The sequence below is a fragment of the Dyella sp. NPDC103356 genome, assembly GCF_055584465.1.
In genome coordinates this window covers 241,314-260,969 of sequence record NZ_JBVJLZ010000001.1, presented here as the reverse complement: position 1 = coordinate 260,969, position 19,656 = coordinate 241,314, and the positions used below count along the sequence as shown (strand labels likewise).

The following is a 19,656-nucleotide window of genomic DNA, read 5'->3' as shown; positions in this document are numbered from 1 at the left end:
GCAATGTCCTTTGTTCCAGAGCGTAAATCCGGATCCCTGTCCGGTATCGAGGCGCTGCGCGTACCGCCGCATTCGCTCGACGCCGAGCAGGCCGTCCTGGGTGGACTGATGCTCGCCCCCGATGCGCTGGACAAGGTGGCTGACCGCCTCAGCGAGCACGATTTCTATCGCAAGGATCATCGTCTGATCTGGCGTGCGATTACCGAGCTTGCCAACAAGGGTATGCCCTGCGACGCGGTGACCCTGGGCGACTGGTTCGAGGCCAATGGCCTGGCCGAGATGGTCGGCGGCTCGAGTTATCTGATCGAGCTGGCCAATGCGACGCCCAGCGCGGCCAATATCAGTGCCTACGCCGATATCGTGCGCGAGAAGTCGATCCTGCGTCAGCTCATCGATGCCGGTACCGAAATCACCGAAGACGGCTATCGCCCGGAAGGGCAGAGCGTGCAGGAGGTGATGGAGAAGGCCGAGCAGCGCGTCTTCAAGATTGCCGAGTCCGGCGCGCGCGGCAAGAAAGATACCGTGTCGATGCGCGAGGCGGTGAAAGACGCCTTCCGCCTGCTGTCCGAACGTTACGAAAATCGCGGCCAGCTCACCGGTATCTCCACCGGCTTCACCGACCTGGACGAGCTGACCTCGGGCCTGCAGCCGTCGGACCTGATCATCGTGGCGGCCCGTCCTTCGATGGGCAAGACCGCGTTCTCGGTCAACATTGCCGAGGCGGCCGCACTGAAAGCGAAGAAGGCGGTGGTGATCTTCTCGATGGAAATGTCCGCCTCGCAGCTGGCTTTCCGTCTGATTTCCTCGATCGGCCGTATCCACCAGCAGCATCTGCGTAACGGCGATCTGGCCGAGGAAGACTGGCCGCGCGTCACCAATGCCATCGCGATCCTTTCCGAAGCGAAGATCTTTATCGACGACACCCCGGGCCTGTCGCCGGTGGAGCTGCGCTCGCGTGCCCGCCGCATCCATCGCGAGAACGGCGGTCTGGGCCTGATCGTGATCGACTACCTGCAGCTGATGCAGGTGCCCGGAAATAAAGAGAATCGCGCCACCGAAATTTCAGAAATTTCGCGTTCACTTAAAGGCCTCGCCAAAGAGCTACAGGTGCCGGTGATCGCGCTCTCGCAGTTGAACCGCTCGCTGGAACAACGAGCCGACAAGCGGCCGATGATGTCGGACTTGCGCGAATCGGGCGCTATCGAGCAGGACGCGGACGTGATCATGTTCATCTACCGCGACGAGTACTACAACAAGGAATCGCCGGATAAGGGCTTGGCCGAAATCATCATCGGCAAGCAACGTAACGGCCCCACGGATACGGTGAAGCTGGCCTTCCTCGGCCACTACACCAAGTTCGAAAACTACGCGCCGGATTCCTTCGTGGGCGCGTTCGAATAACGTTTTCTATTGACGGATCAATGAGCCGAACCACTGTCGCCACCATTCACCTCGCCGCGTTACGCCATAACCTCGCTCGCATCAAGGAGATGGCAGCTCCCGCAAAAGTGATGGCGGTGGTCAAGGCCGATGCCTACGGGCACGGCCTTGAGCGCGTTGCACGCGCCTTGAATGGCGAAGCAGAGGCCTTCGCCGTGGCTGCATTGGGCGATGGCCTGCGGTTGCGCGCGGCGGGGCACAAGCAGCGCATCGTCGTCTTGTCCGGCCCGGACCAGTCGGGCGATATAGCCGAAATGCAGCGCCTCGGACTCGAAGCCGCGATTCATCATGTCTCGCAACTGGCTTGGCTGGCCGAAGCGACGCCCGCGCGTGGACGATTGCGCGTGTGGCTGAAAATAGACGCCGGCATGCATCGTCTCGGTTTCGCACCGGAGCATGTGGCCCAGGTGCACGCACAGCTAGCCGCCATGCCGGGCATCGATCCGGATATCGGCTTGCTTGCGCACTTTTCCGATTCGGAAGTTTTCGACAGCACGCGGACGCCGACGCAGATGGCGCGCTTTCATGAGGCCACCAAGGGCCTGACGGGGCCGCGTTCCTTGTCCAATTCAGCCGCCGTGCTCGGTTGGCCGGAGGCGCGCGAGGATTGGGTGCGCACCGGTGGTTTGCTGTACGGCTTGTCGGTAGTCGATGGCAAGAACGCCGCGGATTTCGGTTTTCGGCCGGCCATGACCTTGAGTACGCGCCTGATCGCGGTCAACCAGATCAAACGCGGCGAGCGTATCGGTTACAACGGCACCTGGACCTGTCCCGAAGATATGGCCGTGGGCGTAGCCGCCGTGGGTTACGGCGACGGCTATCCACGCAGTGCGCAGGCCGGTACGCCGGTATTGATCGGTGGGCAGCGCGTTCCACTGATCGGACGCGTATCGATGGACCTGATTACCCTGGACCTGCGCTCCGCGCCGCACGCGAAGGTAGGCAACCGGGTGGTGTTGTGGGGGCCGGAACTGCCGGTGGAGGAAATCGCCGCACAGGCGGGCACGATTTCCTATGACCTCACCTGCGGCATGACCCGACGCGTGCTGTTTGTCGAGGACGAGGGATAGCGCGTCTCGCCTCCTGCGATGCGCACCTACTAAGCTGTGCGCTTGTATCACCGAGTCGCTTCCTCATGGCCAAAGCTAAAACCGCGTACGTCTGCACCGATTGCGGCGCCGAGCATTCCAAATGGCAGGGCCAGTGCATCGAATGCGGTGTGTGGAACACATTGAGCGAAGTGGTGCTGCAGCCGGCGGTCAAATCGGTCGGCGCGGCACGGCGCACCGGTTATGCCGGCGCCGTGGAACCTCCCAAAGTCACGCCGCTGACCGAAGTCGCGCTGACCGCTGATGTGCGCACGTGCACCGGCATCGGTGAACTCGACCGGGTACTTGGCGGCGGCCTGGTCGACGGTTCGGTCGTGTTGATTGGTGGCGATCCCGGTATTGGCAAATCCACGTTGCTGTTGCAGATGCTCGGTACGCTGGGTGCGCAGCTGTCAAGCGTCTATGTCACCGGCGAAGAATCCCTGGCCCAGGTCGCCTCGCGTGCCCAGCGCCTGGATCTGCCGCTCGCGCCTTTGCATGCACTGGCCGAAACCTGCATCGAGCGTATCCTCGAACAAACCGCGGCGGCACGTCCGCGCGTGCTGGTCATCGACTCCATCCAGACCATATGGACCGAATTGCTCACCGCCGCGCCGGGCTCGGTCAGCCAGGTGCGCGAATCGGCCGCCAAGCTGACACGCTTTGCCAAGGAAACCGGTACGTCGGTATTTCTGGTCGGCCACGTGACCAAGGAAGGCGGCATCGCCGGTCCGCGCGTGCTCGAGCACATGGTCGATGCGGTGCTTTATTTCGAAGGCGAATCGGGTAGCCGTTTTCGCGTCCTGCGCGCGTTCAAGAACCGCTTCGGCGCGGTCAACGAACTGGGTGTCTTCGCGATGAGCGAAAAGGGTCTGCGCGAGGTGCCCAATCCTTCGGCGATCTTCCTTTCCGCACATGGAGGCCCGACCTCCGGTAGCGCCGTGATGGTGACGCGCGAAGGCACGCGTCCATTGCTGGTCGAAGTGCAGGCCCTGGTCGATCAATCGTCGCTCGGCAACCCGCGTCGTGTGACGCTCGGTCTGGAACAGAATCGCCTGGCGATGTTGTTGGCTGTGCTGCACCGCCATGGAGGTATTGCAGCGTACGACCAGGACGTCTTCGTCAATGTGGTTGGCGGTATTCGCGTGCAGGAGACGGCCGCGGATTTACCCGTGCTGCTGGCCGTATTGTCGAGCCTGCGCGATCGACCGCTACCGGATAAGACCATTGCCTTCGGCGAAGTCGGCTTGTCCGGCGAGATTCGCCCGGTGCCCAATGGTGAGGAACGGCTGAAAGAAGCCGCGACTCATGGCTTCAAGCGAGCGATTGTGCCCAAGGCGAATGCACCGAAGAAGGGCAAGGTCGGCGAGATGGAAGTGCTGGGTGTGGAGCGGTTGTCGCAAGCGATCGATGCTGCTCGCGGCGATTGACCCCGTGGGGCTGCAGGTGAAGCTCAAGCCCCGCGATGCAAAATAACTTCCAGCACGAACTTCGACCCAAAGAACGCCAGCAGCAACACACCCATGCCGATCAGCGTGAGATTCACTGCGCGACGTCCACGCCAGCCATGTCGCCAGCGCCCATAAAGCAGGACGCCGAACACCAGCCACGCAATGATCGACAATACGGTCTTGTGTACTAGATGCTGACCGAACAGATCGTCGACAAACAAAATGCCGGTAAGCAAGGTCAGGCTAAGCAAGACGAAGCCCGCACCGATCAACCGAAACAGCAAAGTCTCGGTCAACGTCAGCGGCGGCAGCGCACGCAACCAGTTGCCGAACTGGCGATGGCGTAGCGCGCGCTCCTGTACCGCCAGCAGAATCGCCAGCACCGCGGCAATCGACAGCACGCTGAAGGCGAGCAGGGCCACTGTCACGTGCAGCTTGATCTGCCAATCCATCGTCAAGGGCAGGCGCTCGCGCACCATGAAGCTGTCGACGGCCAGCAGCAGGGCGCTCAGCGGGAACACGATCACACCCAGCGCGGCCACCGGGCGCCACAGGTTCACCAGCAGGGTGATGATCGAGACCACGCAGGCCACCAGCGACAGCGCGGCAAAGAAGTGCAGGTCGAGCGAGCCACGGTGAATGCTGAGCAGCAGGCCGGCGTGGATAAGCGCCGCGGGGCCGGCGACACCCAGGGCGGTGCGATTCAATGGCTTTCCGCCGTTCAGCAGCGGTCGCGCCAGCCCGGCAGCGGCCGCGAGGTACAGGACGATGGCAAGCAGGGCGAGGGCGGGAAGGACCATAGCGCGAAAGTGTCGCATAGGCCGCTGCCCAGCTGTAGGCGTGCCTTCTGTCGTTATTGTCGCGGGTTACGGCGTTCCCCAGCGAATCTGTCGGTTATAATTGCCTCCTTTCACCTTATTGCGTCCAAGCCATGTTCGAGTCGCTCAGCCAACGCCTTTCCGCCACCGTCGACCGCCTGCGCGGCCGCGGGCGGTTGACGGAAGAAAACATCCGCGAGAGCCTGCGTGAAGTACGTATCGCGCTGCTCGAAGCCGACGTCGCGCTGCCGGTGGTGCAGGCCCTGATCGAACGGGTGAAGGTGCGCGCGGTCGGTCAGGACGTGCTCAAGAGCCTGTCGCCCGGCCAGGCGCTGGTCAAGGTGGTCAGCGATGAACTGACTGCGGTGATGGGCACGGTTAATGCCGAGCTGAACCTGGCGCAGCAGCCGCCGGCGGTGGTGTTGATGGCGGGCCTGCAGGGTGCCGGTAAGACGACCACGGTCGCCAAGCTGGCGCGCTTCCTCACCGAGCGCAAGAAAAAGAAAGTGATGGTGGTCAGCTGCGACGTCTATCGTCCGGCCGCCATCGAGCAGTTGCGTACGCTGGCCGAACAGGTCGGGGTGAAGTTCTTCCCGTCCGAGGCGGGCCAGAATCCGGTCGATATCGCCAAGGCTGCGATCGCTGCCGCCCGCCGCGAAGTGGTCGACGTGCTGCTGGTCGATACCGCCGGCCGCCTGCACGTGGACGAGGCGATGATGGCCGAGATCAAGGCCTTGCATGCCGCGATCACGCCGATCGAAACCCTGTTCGTGGTCGACGCCATGACCGGCCAGGATGCGGCCAACACGGCCAAGGCTTTTGCCGAAGCGTTGCCGCTGACTGGCGTCGTGCTGACCAAGACCGACGGCGATGCCCGTGGCGGTGCCGCCTTGTCGGTGCGCTATGTCACCGGTCGCCCGATCAAGTTCCTCGGCGCCGGCGAAAAGACTGATGCGCTGGAGCCGTTCCACCCCGATCGTGTGGCCCAGCGCATCCTGGGCATGGGCGACGTGCTGTCGCTGGTCGAGGAAGTCGAGCGCAAGGTCGACCAGGAGAAGGCGCACAAGCTCGCCCAGAAGGTCATGAAGGGCAAGCGCTTCGACCTGAACGACATGAAGGATCAGCTCGAGCAGATGAACAACATGGGTGGCCTGGCCGGCTTGATGGACAAGCTGCCAGGCGTGGCCAATCTGCCCGACAACGTCAAATCCAAGGTCAACAACAAAGAAATCGACCGCATGGTGGCGATCATCAGTTCGATGACCAAGAAGGAGCGCCGCCATCCGGACCTGCTCAACGGCTCGCGCCGCGCCCGTATCGCGCGTGGCTCGGGCACCCAGCCGGCTGACGTCAACCGCCTGCTCAAGCAGTACATGCAGATGGAAAAGATGATGTCCAAGCTGTCCAAGGGCGGCTCGAAGGGCCTGATGCGCCAGATGCGCGGGGCCATGAAGGGTATGGGCGGCATGGGCGGTGGGATGCCTCCGATGCGGTAAAGCCGGCGCCCTTGGCGCCTGTAAAGTCGCTCGCTGTACTCGCTGGAAAGAGTAAGGGGGAAGAGCAGGGTGCTCGCTCTGCTGTTGAGTTTCCCCCTTTTCAGGCCGCAAAGCGGCCGGCTTTACCCTTTTCAGCCCGCCTTGGCGGGCGACTTTACGCCCCGGCTCTTTACACAACTGATCCACATCATTAAAATGCCGCGTTTACCGCGCCCACACCTAGGGCGTGCTGCCGGCGCTTCCGGCAACTCTGGAGTTTTTACTATGGTTAAGATTCGTCTTTCGCGCGGCGGCGCCAAGGGCCGTCCGTTCTACCACGTCCTCGTGACCGATTCGCGCAGCGCGCGTGACGGCCGTAGCATCGAGAATGTCGGTTATTACAACCCGGTGGCCTCGGGCAAGGACAAGCGCCTTGAGCTGAACGTCGCTCGCGTGCAGGAGTGGGTTTCCAAGGGCGCTCAGCTGAGCGACAAGGTTGCTGCCCTGTTGAAGGAAGCCGGCAAGCAGCAGGCTGCCTGAGCATGACGGCAGCCGGTCGGCGCGTCCTGGTTGGACGTATCGTCGGGCTGTACGGGGTGCAGGGTTGGCTCAAGATCGAATCTTGGACCGACCCACGCACCCGGATCTTCGACTACCAGCCCTGGCTGCTCACTGCGGCGCCGGGTGTGGAGACGGAGGTCAAGGGAGTCAAGGGCCGTCCGCAGGGTAAAGGGTTAATCGCCTTCATGCCCGACGTGACGGACCGCGATCAAGCGGCAGCGCTGATCGGTAGCGACATCTATGTCGCTCGCGAGCAGTTGCCGCCTCCCGGCAAGGATGAGTATTACTGGGTCGATCTCGAAGGTCTTGAGGTCGTCACCACGGAAGGCGTGGCATTGGGACGGGTCACTCACCTGTTCGCGACCGGTGCCAACGATGTCGTGGTAGTGAGGGACGGCGAGCGCGAGCGGCTGGTTCCCTTTGTCCAGGGCTCTTATGTGCGTTCGGTGGACTTGTCCGGCGGGCGTATGGTGGTGGACTGGGACCCCGAGTTCTAAAGCTTCGTATAGAGGGTCCGATGCGCTTCGATGTCGTTACGCTGTTTCCCGACTTCGTTCGCCAGTGCGCTGCCGTCGGTGTCGTAGGGCGCGCGCAGCAGCGACAGCTGTTGCAGGTGGAAACCTGGAATCCGCGCGATTTCGCCACCGACAATTACCGTACCGTGGATGGCCGTACTTACGGCGGCGGCCCCGGCATGGTGATGTTGATCGAGCCTTTGCGTGCAGCCATCAAGGCCGTTCGCGAGGCCGCACCGGAGCCGGTGCACGTGATTTATCTCAGTCCGCAAGGAGCGCGGCTGACGCAGGGCAGAGTGGAAGCGCTGGCCAAAAAGCCGCGAATCGCTTTGCTTTGTGGGCGTTACGAAGGTGTGGACGAGCGTTTGCTGGCGCATGAGGTCGACGAAGAGCTTTCTATCGGCGACTATGTGCTGTCCGGCGGCGAGTTGGGTGCCGCGGTGATTATCGACGCGGTGGGCCGCTTGCAGGACGGCGCGTTGAATGACGCGCAATCGGCCGAGCAGGATTCGTTCTCGAACGGTTTGCTCGACTGTCCGCACTATGCGAAACCGGTGCAAGACGCATACGGGGACGTGCCGGAGGTGTTGTTGTCCGGCGATCACGCGGCTATCCGCCGCTGGCGCCTGAAGCAATCGCTGGGACGAACCTGGTTGCGACGACCGGACTTATTGGCGCAATGCACGTTGGACAAACAGTCTCGCGCATTGCTGGATGAATTCCGCCGCGAACATGCTCTCAAGCAGACGCGGCAAAACGATGCGGCCGATCAGTGACCGCAGCTAATTGAAAAATCGACGGGTGTGCCATGAACAAGATCATTGAACAGTTCGAAGCCGAGCAGATCACCCGCCAGCTGCCGGATTTCGGCCCTGGCGACACCGTGGTGGTCAACGTGAAGGTCAAGGAAGGCAACCGCGAGCGCGTCCAGGCGTTCGAGGGTGTTGTCATTGCCAAGCGCAGCCGCGGTCTGCATTCGGCTTTCACCGTGCGCAAGATTTCCCATGGCACCGGCGTAGAGCGCGTGTTCCAGTCGCACAGCCAGGCCATCGACTCGGTCCAGGTCAAGCGCAAGGGTAAGGTTCGCGGCGCGAAGCTGTACTACCTGCGCGGTCTGGAAGGCAAGGCCGCCCGCATCAAGGAAGACATCGCCGCTGCCGCTGCCGCCAAGGCTGCGAAGTCGGCCGAGTAAGCGTCACCGCTTCCTCGTACTGTCTACGAAAACCCGCGGATCGCTCCGCGGGTTTTTTGTTGCCTGTTGCCCGGGCTGAGCATGGCTATCTCTTCCGGATGATGGCCGTCTATCCGTCGCCAGCCTGTCCTCCTGCTAGTATCAGCACTCATTCGCGGACAGACATCGAATGGCCAATGGACGGCAATCTGGCGGTGTCTAGCGGCTTTAATTTCGCGGTAGTAAAGGACCCGGAACGGTATGCCTGTCGATAGCCAAGACGTTGGCCTGGGCAATACGAACACACGCCATCGGCTGCTCCAGGCAGCCGAGACGTTGTTTATCGAGCATGGTTACGAGGCCATGCTGATACAGGAAGTGACACGTCGTGCGGAGGCCAATTCGGCCGCGGTGAACTATCACTTCGGCGGCAAGGAGCTGCTGATGCGCGAGGTGTTGGCCAGGCGTTTGAATCGCCTGAATGCCGAACGCCTGGAGCTGCTGTCGTGCTGCGAGGAACAAAGCGGTGGCCGGCTCGATGCCGCCGCCGTACTGAGCGTATTGTTCGTACCGGCGCTGCGCCTCAGCCGGCCGCCCGCGGGCAATCCGACCTTCATTCGTCTGTTGGGCCGCGTCTATAGCGACTCGTCGCCGTTTATCCGTAACTATCTCGAAGACCATTACCGCCCGATCTTCGAGCGGTTCTTCGAGGCGTTCTCGCGCGCCTTGCCGAACATGTCACGCAGTGAATTGAGCATGCGTCTGCGCTTCAGCTTGCAGGGCCTTGCCGGCCTGCTCGCGGGACAGCGTGTGGACGAATTGATTGCCGCGCTCAGCATGGGGGAGCTGTTGGGCGAGGACGTGTTATTGGCACGTCTGATTGCCCTGGTGCTGCCCATGCTGACCGATCCGCTGGGCACACCCGAACAGGTGCGTGCCGTGCAACAGGTGGCGAGCATGGCGGACGTGGCGGCCAAGGCGGCCGATGCCACGATGCAGGCCGCGCAGGCCGACGGGGCCCGTGGACGCCCGGCGTCGCGCGATGAGCGCTGAATCCTCAGCGACTTTGGGACGCTAAAGACCATCTCCTATCCGTCGTCATCCCGGCGCACGCCGGAGGCGCATCACAGCAGCGAAGCTGGTCATCTAGTGCCTTTCGTTTCATCGTATTGAAGACGCTGGCCCCCGGCCTTCGCCGGGGCGACGGTGGAAACTGAGGCTGCTGGACTCTAAAACCACCTCCTGATCCGTCATCCCGGCGTACGCCGGGATCCAGTGCCTTTTGCTTCATCGTATTGAAGGCGCTGGACCCCAGCCTCCGCCGGGGCGACGGTGGAAACTAAGGTTATTAACTCCGGAAATTGATTCTGGCGCTCCGCTGTCATGCCAAGGCGTCGTTGAGACCGGGTGCATTGCAACAATTCCTGTCGTGGCAGTTATCGACGCCGCGTGCTTTCGAGCGCCCATATGTTACTCGCCGAAGCCTGTTTCAAACCCTTAAAACCGGCGATTTTCCGCGCTTTCGTTGATCGCGTTGCATGGCATCAAAACGAGCCAGATTGAGCCCGGATAAGGCTTGTGCGTTGCAGATTGACCCGTCCCGACCCCAGGTCCATCGTATAAACATCCGTTTCAATTATTGATTTGAAGAGACGGATTGAATGGGGTAGTTGAAGTCAGCAGTTGAAATAGGTGTTTGGCGGGCGATGCGTGCCCGGCCGAACAGGGATCTGTCTCACATCTCGCTTCAGGGGCTTCAAAAAGGGTGAATAGCCAGCACGCCAGCATCGGTCACGCCAGCACGCGCGAGCGCCTGTTGCAGGCTGCGGAATGGCTATTCATCGAGCGCGGCTACGAGGCCATGTCGCTGCGTCAGATCACCCGTCGCGCGGATGCCAACCTTGCCGCGGTCAACTACCACTTCGGCAGCAAGGAGCTGCTTGTACACGAGATGCTGGCCAAGCGGCTGGACCGTCTCAATCGCGAGCGCCTGCAATTGCTGGCCTGCTGCGAACAGCAGGATGGGCAGCCGCTTGAAGCCGCGGCCGTGTTGAGTGTGCTGTTCGTGCCAGCGCTGCGACTCAGCCGCCCGCCGGCGGGCGATCCGGTATTCATGCGCCTGCTCGGGCGCGTCTACAGCGATCCGTCGCGCTTCATTCGCGACTACCTGCAACAGCATTATCGGCCGATTTACGAGCGTTTCTTCGAAGCGTTCTCGCGCGCGTTGCCGGAGTGGCCGCGCAACGAGCTCAGCATGCGTCTGCGGTTTTGCCTGCAAAGCCTGTCCGGGCTGCTGGCTGGCGAAAACATGGATGAATTGATCGACGCGCTATGCGTCGGCGAGGTGATCGACGATGCCACGCTGCTGGCGCGTCTGAATGCGCTTATCGGTCCCATGCTCACCGCGCCACTTGGCACGCCGGAGCAAGTTCGTGTCGTGCAGCGTGTCGTAGAGCAGGCCAATACGGCGGCGCAAGCCGTCGACGCGGCGGAGCAGGCGGTTGCCGCGCAGTTGATCGGTGGAAGCAAAAGATTGGTTCCCGGTAACGAGCCGTGGAGCGTCGAAACACAGGGGAAGTCGTTTTAGTCGATGTAAACGTTCGGCACCGGGCGGTGCCGTTACGTCTCAACTTTTATTGCGAGGTATGGATATGAAAGCGCAATTCAAAGCATTGGCCATGGCATGTGTAATGGCCGCGGGTACGATCGTTGCCGCTCCGGTATTTGCTGCTAGTGCGTCGCCGGTGAACACCACTTTTGTCGCCACCGGCGCCACCAACCTGTCGATTGCCGGCATCAACGTGCCCTGCACATCGAATTTTGTGCTGGTCACCGACGGCTCGGGCAACGTCTCCGTCACTCAGGCGACGTTCTCCGGCGGCGGCCTGTGCTCCTCGGTCCATGCCAATAACTTGCCCTGGTCGGTGTCGTTGCCCACCACCACGACTGCGGTGATCAATGGCGTCAATGTCACTGCCAGCATCTTCACCTGCGCGGGCAGCGCCAATGCCACCATTGGCAGCAGCGCGATCACCCTGGTCGGCACGATCAGCTCGTCGTGTAGCGCGACCGGCACGCTCGGCATCTCGCCCACATTCACGGTTCATTGATCGAAGTGGCGGTTGCTACCTGCAGGTAGCAAGTGTCGGCCACGGCATGCATGTATGCCGTGGCCGTTCTCAAGAAGCAGTGTCTTGTCGTAGTGCCTTGGCCAGGATTGGCCGGAAATTGAAGGTTTCAAACACCAATACGGGCATGTGGTATCGAAAAGCCCGCGTATCTTTCCTGCGACCCCGAGAGTGTCAACATGATGAAAAAACGTTCCTTTGCTTCTTCCCAAACGAAGACCCTGGCCGTTACCGCCATGACGGCAGCGATGTTGCTGGCTTTCGGGTTACCGCAGAAAGCCCATGCGGCGGCCTTTCAGTTGCCGGTGACCAATGCAGCAGGCTACGGCCGCGCGTTCGCTGGTGGCTCGCTGTGGCAGAACGATCCGTCGGCCGCGTATAACAATCCCGCCGCGATGGCATGGCTTACCGGTCCGGTGATGCAAGGCACCTGGATCGGTATCGATATCAGTGCGCAATTCCACGGTTCGACCACGGACGCTTTCGGCCGCGACACACCCGGTGACAACCCCAATGCGGGACATCGGGTGATCAACGAAGGATCGGCTTTCTATGCCATGCCGGTATCGGATCGCTTTGCCATCGGCTTTGGCATCGAAGTCCCTTATGGCCTGCTGACCAAATACAGCCCCCAATGGCGTGGCTCGCAATTCGGCACGATGACTTCGCTCAAGTCGGTTGGCTTCAGCATGTCGGCGAGCTTTAAAGTGACTGATACGTTCTCACTGGGTGCCGGCGTTATCGCGCAGCGTACGCGCGCACAGCTCAACAACGGTCTGGATGTCGGCAGCACGGCTTCGCTTGCGCTGGGTATCCCGGTGGCGCAGTCGCCGGATGAGATCGCGCAGATCAACGTGCGTGTACATAACTGGTCCGAAGGCTATTTCCTGGGTGCGGAATTCAAGCCCACCGATGCCGACTCCTTTGGCATCAGCTACCACTCGCGCGTCGGCAACCGGCTCAAGGGTAGTTACGCCATGTACTTCCCCAACGACGGCAAGCCCGGACTGGGGTCTACCATCGATGTGCGCAGCTTGATTCAGCTCATCCCGCTCTTGAACCAGCTCAACGCAGGCAATCCCTCGCTGCAGCTGCCGCCGCTCAATCCCGATGGTGGCCCGGCGTCGGCTGTTCTCGATCTGCCTGCATTCGTCAATATCGATTATCTGCACAAGTTCAGCGACCGCTTCAGCCTGGGAGCATCGGCGGAGTGGACCAACTGGTCCAAGTTCCAGACGTTGACCCTGGTTTCCGATGGTGTGCAGATGCTCAGTCTGCCGCAGTCGTACAAGAACTCCTGGACGTTGAGCGTGGGCGGCGACTACCAGGTGAGCGATCAGTGGCTATTACGTGCCGGTCTGTCGTGGGATCAGACGCCCACCACCGACGCGACGCGCGACCCGCGTGTGCCGGACAACGATCGCAAGATCGTCAGTATCGGCGTGGGCTACAAGCCGACCGAGCACCTGACGTTCGATGCGGCCTATTCGCATCAGTTCCTGAGCGATGCACGCATCAACAATACGGCACCGCTGGCGTTGGGCAACGGGAACATGAATGGCTCGTTCTCCGATGCCGGCAACGTGGCTTCGTTGACCGCCACCTATCAGTTCTAACCCTTTGTCGAGCCTCGCTCGGCGTATGTGAAAAGGTTGGGCGGAAAGGATGCCGCCCCGCTTTCCATGATCCCTGGCTTTTTGCTTAAGGAGTGCGCCATGAGATCTGCGTTGTTATGGGCCGTTGCAGCGAGCTTGGTGGTTTCCAGTGCCGCCGTGTACGCCGCCAATGACACCCCCATCGGCATCTGGAAACAGGTCGACGATGTCACCGGCAAGCAGAAGTCGGTGATCGAGATCACCGATGCCGGCGGCAAGCTGCAAGGCAAGGTGTTGCAAGTGATGAACCTTTCGCCGGAGGAGATTGCCAAGGGTGGGCAACATCCGGTGTGTGTCAAATGCGATGGCAGCCGCAAGGACCAGCCGATCGAAGGCATGACCATCCTGTGGGACGTCAGCAAGGACGGCGACGTGTGGGATGGCGGCAAGATCGTCGACCCGAAGACCGGTAAGGTCTACAAGGTCAAACTCACGCTGACCGATGGCGGTAGGAAACTCGATGTACATGGTTACATCGGTTTTTCACTGATCGGTCGCAGCCAGGTGTGGGAGCGCCAGGATTAGGCGCCCTTGAAGTTCGACTCTCCCGCAATGGGAGAGTCGAACGCATCAAGCCATCAGGCGTTGCGGTTCCTGCAGGAAGTTACCCTGCACGAAGTCCACACCACAGGCGAACAGCAACGACGTGCTCGCTGCATCCTCGACCCATTCGGCAATCGTCTGCCGATCCATTTCGCGTGCCTGCCGACACAGATCGGCGATACGCTTCTGGTTTTCCGGATGCTGCGGCAGCTCGGCCATATAGCTACGATCGAGCTTCAGATAGTCCGCCTCGATATGCGTGAGCAACTGGAACGAGTTGAGGCCGGAACCGAACTGCTCCAATGCGAAGCGACCGCCGATCTTTTTCCAGGCGCTGACGAACTCCTGCGCCGGGCGCAGCAGGGTCACCACCTTGCTCTCGGTCATTTCCAGCACGATATGGCCGTGCTTGAGTGCGGCCTGTTTCATTCGCGCGGCCAACCAGGGAATCAGCTGGGCGTCGTTGAGCGAGCTGGCGGTGAGCTTGATGAAGAACGTGGACGGCGTACCGAAGCGTTCGCGCTGACGCAACATTTCGATCGCCTGGTTCAACACCCAGCGATCGATCGCCGGGGTGAGATTGTGCTTCTCGGCGATCGGCAGGAAGAAGCCGGGCAGCACCTCGCCTTGCGGGCCGTTGAGGCGCAGCAGGATTTCGGAAAACTCGCCTTCGGCATCCTGCAGGCTGATCACCTGCTGGTGATAGAGCACAAAGTCGTTCTGGGTCAGCGCCTGCTGCAGCAGCGTCAGCCAGTAGCGCTCGCGTTCGGCATCGGCCTTTTCGCGGGCGGCCGGGTCGTGCAGTTCGCTGCGGTTGCCGCCCTGGCTTTGCGCATTGCGCAGTGCCTGGTTGGCCTGGTCGAGCAGCAGTTCGGTATTGGCGTTCTTTTCGCTCAGCAGGCTGCCGCCGATGCTGACGGCCACGGTAAGCGAACGCGTGCCGACGTCGAAGATCTCGCCCGCAATGCTTTTTTGCAGCGCGGCGATCCATTCCTTGATGCTTTCGTCGTTACGCGAATGCAGCATCACGCCGATCATGTGTTCGCCAATCAGGCCGGCGCTGTCATCCGGGCTGAGCAGGGATTCCACCCGCGTGGCAAACGCGGCCAGCAGTTCGTCGGCCTTGCCCAGGCCGATGCCGCTGACCACCGCCTGCCAGCTATCGGGCTCGATCAGCAGCAGCGCCTGGCCCATGCTGCCTTCGGTTGCGGCGGCGACCGCCTGGTCGATGGTTTCGAGCATACGGGCGCGGTTGAACAGGCCCGTGACCGGGTCGCGCTGTAGCTGTTCGATGACGCCCGGATCGACCTGCTGGCGGCGGAATACCACCTGCAGGCAGGGCTCGCCTTCGAACGTGGCGTGCGCGAACTCCACGTTGGCCTTGAACGAGCTGGCATCGGCGCGGCGCGCCTGCACCTCGATGCGGCCCGGAATTTTTTCGCCGCGCGATAGTGACTTCAACGTGGTCTTGAATGCGTCTGCGTCCGCTGCGCCGATCATGTCGAGCACCGGCAACCCGAGCAGGTCGTCGAATTCGTTGTAGCCGAAGGTCTCGAGATAGGCCTGGTTGGCGCGCACGTGCATGCCTTCGTGCACGTAGGCAATCGCATCGGTGGACGAATCGAGCAAGGCATCGCAGCGGCGCTCCGATTCGCGCAATGCCGATTCGAGCCGGCGCAACTGGCGACGCGTGTTGAGCGAGTCGAAGTCGCGCTGCACCACCGCCAGCAATTGGCGTGGTTGCGAACGTAGCGCAATGCCGCGCACGCCGTTGATGAACATGTCGGTGGCCAGGTCGTTGTCCAGCTGGCTGACCAGGGCGATCAGCGAGAGGTCGCGGCCATGACCGTCGAGCAGACGCGTGACTTCGCGCAGGTCCAGGCTGCCGATTTCCGGGTCGAACAGCACGATGTCGGGGCCCAGCTCGTCCAGGGCAGCCTGCATCTGTTCGCTGTTGGTGGCGCGCGCGGGGCGCACCGCAATACCGTTATTACGTAACAGGCTGATGATCTGCTCGGCGTCCTCGACCGATTTTTCGATGAAAAGAATCTTGATTACCAGGTCTGTTTTCGTCGACACGTCGAACGATCCTTGGATTTCACCGAAACGAAAGCGTATGAGGCAGGACCGGTGAATGCACCGGACTGCAAAAAAGGTTTTAACGGATTCCCGTGAGGACTGCCAGCATCAAAGCGGGTTTGAATGAGGATTGCCTCACAATGGCCGTTTCGATGCGTCGCCGCCCACCTCGCGCACCAGCTTGGGCACAAGATAGCCGGGAAGTTGTTGCCGCACCGTCTCGACCAGCGTCAATGCGCGCGCATCGTCGACCTCGAAATGCGCCGTGCCCTGGACGCGATCGAGCTGGTGCAGGTAGTAGGGCAGCACACCGGCGGCGAACAGACGCTCGGACAGCTCGGCCAGCGTATCGGCATCGTCGTTGACTCCGCGCAGCAGCACCGACTGGTTGAGCAGGGTCACGCCCGCATCGCGAAGCCTTGCGCAGGCCTGGTCCACCGAGGCGTCGAACTCGCGAGCGTGGTTGGCATGCAGCACCATCACTTTCTGTAACGGCAGGTCGGCCAGCCACTGTAGGAGAGCATCGTCCACCCGTTCGGGTAGTACTACCGGCAGGCGCGTGTGGATGCGCAGCCGCGTGACCGATGGGATATCGGCCAGGCCGTGGGTCAGTTCTTCCAGCTTGGCCGTGGCGAGGGACAAAGGGTCGCCTCCGGACAGGATTAGTTCGCTGATGCTCGGGTCCTGGCGCACATGGGCCAGGGCATGACGCCATTGCCCGGCCGCGGCCATCTCGTCGCCATAGGGGAAGTGGCGGCGGAAACAATAGCGGCAATTGATCGCGCAACTGCCGCTGGCGATCAGCAGGGCTCGCCCCTGGTACTTGTGCAGCACGCCCTGGGCGGTGCGGGCGGCCATATCGCCCACCGCATCGACCGTATAGCCCGGGGCCGGCTCCAGCTCGGCCAGCTGCGGCAGCACCTGCAGCAGCAGCGGGTCACGTGCGTCGCCTCGGCCCATGCGGGCCACGAAGCCACGAGGCACACGTAGCGCAAAGCCGGCCTGGTCTGCCGGCAGGCCGGCCTCCAGGTGCCCCAGATCCAGCAGGCGCAACAGTTCGTCGGCATCCGTGACGGCATCGCGCCAGAGCTGGCGCCAGTCGCCGTGGGCCTGGGGCGTGGCCGGTGTTATGCGGGCGCCTGGGCTTGCGGTTATCATAAGTGGTCCCGTGCGGGCATCTGCCCGTTCAATCCGACATTTTAACTGCTAAATCCTTCCTGGCGCGGCGCAAACGAGCATGCCGGTGGGGTGTCACTATCCTTTTGGAGTTCTGCGCAATGGCGAGCTACGACCTTAATGGCGTAAAAACTGGCTTGAAGATCCTCATGGACAACGAGCCTTATGTCATCACCGACGCTGAGTTCGTCAAGCCGGGCAAGGGGCAGGCCTTCACCCGCATCAAGATCCGCAACCTGGTCAATGGCCGCACCACCGAAAAGACCATGAAGTCCAGCGACAAGGTCGATGGTGCCGAAGTGGTCGATGCCGATATGACCTTCTCCTATAAGGATGGCGACCAGTGGGTGTTCTCCGACCAGGAGTTCAACGAGCACCGTGCGCATGAAGCGGGTCTAGGTGATGCCGCCCAGTGGCTGATGGGCACCGAGGAGTGCGTCGTCACCTCCTGGACCAAGCCGGACGGCGCCACGCTCATCATCGCCGTGCAGGCGCCGAACTTCGTCGAACTGAAGATCATCGAGACCGATCCGGGCGTCCGTGGCGATACCTCGGGCGGCGGCGGCAAGCCGGCCAAGCTCGAAACCGGCGCCGTCGTGCGCGTGCCGTTGTTCGTCAATCAGGACGAAGTGATCAAGGTCGATACGCGTTCGGGCGAATACGTCAGCCGTGTAAAGTGACGTACTGACGCGCGGGCAAAGCCCGCGCCTTTGTCAGTACGTCATCCCCGCGCAGGCGGGGATCCAGTAAAGAACTGGTGCGAAGCACACTTTATGTTATTTGCTCTCCCGCTCGTTTCACGCGCCGAAAGTCACTGGATCCCGGCGTACGCCGGGATGACGAGTAGGGAAGGGTGATAGATGAGCGTATTTCCGTAAGACTCAAACGCTAAAACGGGGCGGTCACCGCAAGGTGCTCCGCCCCGACTTGTAAATAAGGCCGCCAGACTCATGACCCATCAAAATCCACAAACCGTTGATCTATGCATCGAAGCGCGCTGGGTCGTGCCGGTCGAGCCGCACGGTGTCGTGCTGGAAGACCACACGGTGGTCGTGGACAAGGATCGCATCGTCGCCTTGCTGCCCACGGCCCAGGCACGCACCGCCTACGCGCCGCGCGAACGCAGCGAACTGGGCGAGCACGTGCTGATTCCCGGCCTGATCAACACCCATACGCACAACCCGATGACGCTGCTGCGCGGCCTGGCCGACGATCTGCCGCTGATGGTGTGGTTGCAGCAGCACATCTGGCCGGCCGAGGCCAAGGTGATCGGGCCGGAATTCGTGCGCGATGGCGTGGAGCTGGCGGTGGCCGAAATGTTGCGCGGCGGGACCACCTGCGCCAACGAAAACTATTTCTTTCCCGATGCCATCGGCGCCACCTATCGGCGCATGGGCTTTCGCGCGACGGTCGGCCTGCCGATCATCGAATTCCCGACCGCCTGGGCCAAGAGCCAGGACGACTACTTCGAGCGGGCCGTCGAAGTGCACGACAGCTTCCGCGGCGATGCGCTGATCTCGACCGCGTTCGCGCCGCACGCGCCGTACACCGTGTCCGATGCCAGCTTCGAGCGTATCCGCGTGCTGTCGGATCAGCTCGATATCCCTGTCCATCTGCATACGCACGAAACCGCGCACGAAGTCGAAGACGAAAAGAAAAAGACCGGCCTGCGCCCGTTCCAGCGGCTGCAGAAACTGGGCATCGTCAACGATCGCCTGATCGCGGTGCACTTTACCCAGATCACCGACGGTGAGATCGCCGCCTGCGCCGAAGCGGGCGTGTCGGTCGTGCATTGCCCCGAATCGAATCTCAAGCTGGCTTCCGGGTTCTGCCCGGTCGAGAAGCTGCGCCTGGCCGGCGTCAATGTGGCCATCGGCACCGACGGCTGCGCGTCGAACAACGACCTGGACATGTTCGGCGAGATGCGTACCGCCGCGATGCTGGCCAAAGCCGTCGCCGAGGATGCATCCGCCTTCGACGCGGCGTATACGTTACGTGCGGCCACACTCAATGCCGCCAAGGCGATGGGCCTGGATGCGCAGATCGGTTCGATCGAGCCCGGCAAGCAGGCCGATCTGACCGCGGTACGCCTGTCGGACCTGGAAACGCAGCCGATGTATCACGTGGCCTCGCAGCTGATCTATGCCACCGGCCGTCACCAGGTAAGCGATGTGTGGATCGCCGGCCAGCGCAAGCTGCGTCAGCGCGAGCTGGTGGATGTCGACGTCGAGGGCATCCTGGCCAAGACACGCGCCTGGCGCGAGCGCATCGCGGCGACTTGAGTAAGGAGGCACCGTGAACCGTTATCTCGTTATCGCCATGCGTCGGCCCCAGTTCGATCCGGCGGCGGCCGTTGCCCATCAGGAGTTCCTGCAGGGCCTGCGCAATGGCGGCACGCTGGAGCTGACCGGCCCGTTCACCGACAAGAGCGGTGGCGCCTATGTGATCCGGGCGGAAAGCCTGGAAGCGGCGCGGATCATCGTGCATCAGGACCCGGTCCATACCAGCGGTGGTTGGGACGTGACCGTGCACGAATGGGATGCCCGTTAATTTCGT

At 62.0% G+C, this 19,656-nt stretch carries 19 protein-coding genes; 16 read left to right on the top strand and 3 right to left on the bottom strand.

The annotated features are described in order from the left end of the window. Positions 1-3 precede the first annotated feature (3 nt). The 3 genes from ACZ6WW_RS01090 (at position 4) to radA (ending at position 3,958) form a co-directional block, all read left to right on the top strand. A complete protein-coding gene (locus ACZ6WW_RS01090; protein ID WP_281852475.1) occupies positions 4-1,401 on the top strand; it encodes a replicative DNA helicase in 1,398 nt (465 codons plus the stop codon). Between the two features lie 20 nt (positions 1,402-1,421). Next, positions 1,422-2,510 carry an alanine racemase gene (gene alr, locus ACZ6WW_RS01085; protein WP_465272603.1) on the top strand — a complete coding sequence of 363 codons (1,089 nt, stop codon included), beginning with the start codon at positions 1,422-1,424 and terminating at the stop codon, positions 2,508-2,510. A gap of 65 nt (positions 2,511-2,575) precedes the next feature. Beyond that, a complete protein-coding gene (radA, locus tag ACZ6WW_RS01080; RefSeq protein WP_281852477.1) occupies positions 2,576-3,958 on the top strand; it encodes a DNA repair protein RadA in 1,383 nt (460 codons plus the stop codon). A 23-nt stretch (positions 3,959-3,981) separates the two neighbouring features. Here radA and ACZ6WW_RS01075 read toward each other — a convergent pair whose 3' ends face one another. Then, complete coding sequence (locus ACZ6WW_RS01075) at positions 3,982-4,779, bottom strand: cytochrome C assembly family protein (RefSeq protein WP_465272602.1); 798 nt, start codon at positions 4,777-4,779, stop codon at positions 3,982-3,984. 131 nt (positions 4,780-4,910) lie between these two features. On the opposite strand from ACZ6WW_RS01075, the gene ffh reads away from it, so the two are divergent. From ffh to ACZ6WW_RS01025, 10 genes are all read left to right on the top strand, one after another. After that, positions 4,911-6,293, top strand: a complete 1,383-nt coding sequence (gene ffh, locus ACZ6WW_RS01070; RefSeq protein ID WP_465272601.1) for a signal recognition particle protein — start codon at positions 4,911-4,913, stop codon at positions 6,291-6,293. A 264-nt stretch (positions 6,294-6,557) separates the two neighbouring features. After that, positions 6,558-6,812: a 30S ribosomal protein S16 gene (gene rpsP, locus ACZ6WW_RS01065; protein WP_281852480.1), complete on the top strand. Its 255-nt coding sequence runs from the start codon at positions 6,558-6,560 to the stop codon at positions 6,810-6,812. A 2-nt stretch (positions 6,813-6,814) separates the two neighbouring features. Continuing rightward, positions 6,815-7,330, top strand: a complete 516-nt coding sequence (gene rimM / locus ACZ6WW_RS01060; protein ID WP_465272600.1) for a ribosome maturation factor RimM — start codon at positions 6,815-6,817, stop codon at positions 7,328-7,330. Positions 7,331-7,350: 20 nt separating this feature from the next. Beyond that, a complete protein-coding gene (gene trmD / locus ACZ6WW_RS01055; protein ID WP_465272599.1) occupies positions 7,351-8,124 on the top strand; it encodes a tRNA (guanosine(37)-N1)-methyltransferase TrmD in 774 nt (257 codons plus the stop codon). Positions 8,125-8,156: 32 nt separating this feature from the next. After that, entirely contained in the window at positions 8,157-8,540 is a 384-nt protein-coding gene (gene rplS / locus ACZ6WW_RS01050) for a 50S ribosomal protein L19 (RefSeq protein ID WP_281852483.1), read from the top strand. A gap of 240 nt (positions 8,541-8,780) precedes the next feature. Beyond that, a complete protein-coding gene (locus tag ACZ6WW_RS01045; RefSeq protein WP_465272598.1) occupies positions 8,781-9,572 on the top strand; it encodes a TetR/AcrR family transcriptional regulator in 792 nt (263 codons plus the stop codon). 712 nt (positions 9,573-10,284) lie between these two features. Then, on the top strand, positions 10,285-11,106 hold the full coding sequence (locus tag ACZ6WW_RS01040; RefSeq protein WP_281852485.1) for a TetR/AcrR family transcriptional regulator: 822 nt from the start codon (positions 10,285-10,287) through the stop codon (positions 11,104-11,106). 64 nt (positions 11,107-11,170) lie between these two features. Then, on the top strand, positions 11,171-11,629 hold the full coding sequence (locus ACZ6WW_RS01035; RefSeq protein ID WP_465272597.1) for a hypothetical protein: 459 nt from the start codon (positions 11,171-11,173) through the stop codon (positions 11,627-11,629). A 197-nt stretch (positions 11,630-11,826) separates the two neighbouring features. Continuing rightward, positions 11,827-13,263: an outer membrane protein transport protein gene (locus ACZ6WW_RS01030; RefSeq protein WP_465272596.1), complete on the top strand. Its 1,437-nt coding sequence runs from the start codon at positions 11,827-11,829 to the stop codon at positions 13,261-13,263. Between the two features lie 99 nt (positions 13,264-13,362). Continuing rightward, positions 13,363-13,827 carry a DUF2147 domain-containing protein gene (locus ACZ6WW_RS01025; RefSeq protein WP_465272595.1) on the top strand — a complete coding sequence of 155 codons (465 nt, stop codon included), beginning with the start codon at positions 13,363-13,365 and terminating at the stop codon, positions 13,825-13,827. Between the two features lie 45 nt (positions 13,828-13,872). On the opposite strand, the gene ACZ6WW_RS01020 is transcribed toward ACZ6WW_RS01025, so the two are convergent. Both ACZ6WW_RS01020 and epmB read right to left on the bottom strand, forming a co-directional pair. Continuing rightward, entirely contained in the window at positions 13,873-15,924 is a 2,052-nt protein-coding gene (locus tag ACZ6WW_RS01020) for a GGDEF/EAL domain-containing response regulator (RefSeq protein WP_281852489.1), read from the bottom strand. 135 nt (positions 15,925-16,059) lie between these two features. Next, the gene (gene epmB / locus ACZ6WW_RS01015; protein WP_465272594.1) at positions 16,060-17,082 is read right to left on the bottom strand and encodes an EF-P beta-lysylation protein EpmB; all 1,023 of its coding nucleotides are present in this window, start codon (positions 17,080-17,082) and stop codon (positions 16,060-16,062) included. A 119-nt stretch (positions 17,083-17,201) separates the two neighbouring features. Here epmB and efp point away from each other — a divergent pair, with 119 nt between their 5' ends. From efp to ACZ6WW_RS01000, 3 genes are all read left to right on the top strand, one after another. Beyond that, on the top strand, positions 17,202-17,780 hold the full coding sequence (gene efp, locus ACZ6WW_RS01010) for an elongation factor P (RefSeq protein ID WP_465272593.1): 579 nt from the start codon (positions 17,202-17,204) through the stop codon (positions 17,778-17,780). Between the two features lie 270 nt (positions 17,781-18,050). Next, positions 18,051-19,382: a TRZ/ATZ family hydrolase gene (locus ACZ6WW_RS01005; protein ID WP_465272592.1), complete on the top strand. Its 1,332-nt coding sequence runs from the start codon at positions 18,051-18,053 to the stop codon at positions 19,380-19,382. Positions 19,383-19,395: 13 nt separating this feature from the next. Then, the gene (locus ACZ6WW_RS01000; protein WP_281852493.1) at positions 19,396-19,650 is read left to right on the top strand and encodes a YciI family protein; all 255 of its coding nucleotides are present in this window, start codon (positions 19,396-19,398) and stop codon (positions 19,648-19,650) included. Positions 19,651-19,656 lie beyond the last annotated feature (6 nt).

Bases quoted from the DNA above. Each gene is read 5' to 3' on its own strand.
- ACZ6WW_RS01045 (WP_465272598.1), top strand. From the start codon at position 8,781: ATGCCTGTCGATAGCCAAGACGTTGGCCTGGGCAATACGAACACACGC.
- efp (WP_465272593.1), top strand. From the start codon at position 17,202: ATGGCGAGCTACGACCTTAATGGCGTAAAAACTGGCTTGAAGATCCTC.
- ACZ6WW_RS01030 (WP_465272596.1), top strand. From the start codon at position 11,827: ATGATGAAAAAACGTTCCTTTGCTTCTTCCCAAACGAAGACCCTGGCC.
- rimM (WP_465272600.1), top strand. From the start codon at position 6,815: ATGACGGCAGCCGGTCGGCGCGTCCTGGTTGGACGTATCGTCGGGCTG.
- ACZ6WW_RS01090 (WP_281852475.1), top strand. From the start codon at position 4: ATGTCCTTTGTTCCAGAGCGTAAATCCGGATCCCTGTCCGGTATCGAG.
- alr (WP_465272603.1), top strand. From the start codon at position 1,422: ATGAGCCGAACCACTGTCGCCACCATTCACCTCGCCGCGTTACGCCAT.
- ACZ6WW_RS01025 (WP_465272595.1), top strand. From the start codon at position 13,363: ATGAGATCTGCGTTGTTATGGGCCGTTGCAGCGAGCTTGGTGGTTTCC.
- trmD (WP_465272599.1), top strand. From the start codon at position 7,351: ATGCGCTTCGATGTCGTTACGCTGTTTCCCGACTTCGTTCGCCAGTGC.
- radA (WP_281852477.1), top strand. From the start codon at position 2,576: ATGGCCAAAGCTAAAACCGCGTACGTCTGCACCGATTGCGGCGCCGAG.
- epmB (WP_465272594.1), bottom strand. From the start codon at position 17,082: ATGATAACCGCAAGCCCAGGCGCCCGCATAACACCGGCCACGCCCCAG.
- ACZ6WW_RS01035 (WP_465272597.1), top strand. From the start codon at position 11,171: ATGAAAGCGCAATTCAAAGCATTGGCCATGGCATGTGTAATGGCCGCG.
- rplS (WP_281852483.1), top strand. From the start codon at position 8,157: ATGAACAAGATCATTGAACAGTTCGAAGCCGAGCAGATCACCCGCCAG.
- ACZ6WW_RS01075 (WP_465272602.1), bottom strand. From the start codon at position 4,779: ATGGTCCTTCCCGCCCTCGCCCTGCTTGCCATCGTCCTGTACCTCGCG.
- ACZ6WW_RS01005 (WP_465272592.1), top strand. From the start codon at position 18,051: ATGACCCATCAAAATCCACAAACCGTTGATCTATGCATCGAAGCGCGC.
- ffh (WP_465272601.1), top strand. From the start codon at position 4,911: ATGTTCGAGTCGCTCAGCCAACGCCTTTCCGCCACCGTCGACCGCCTG.
- rpsP (WP_281852480.1), top strand. From the start codon at position 6,558: ATGGTTAAGATTCGTCTTTCGCGCGGCGGCGCCAAGGGCCGTCCGTTC.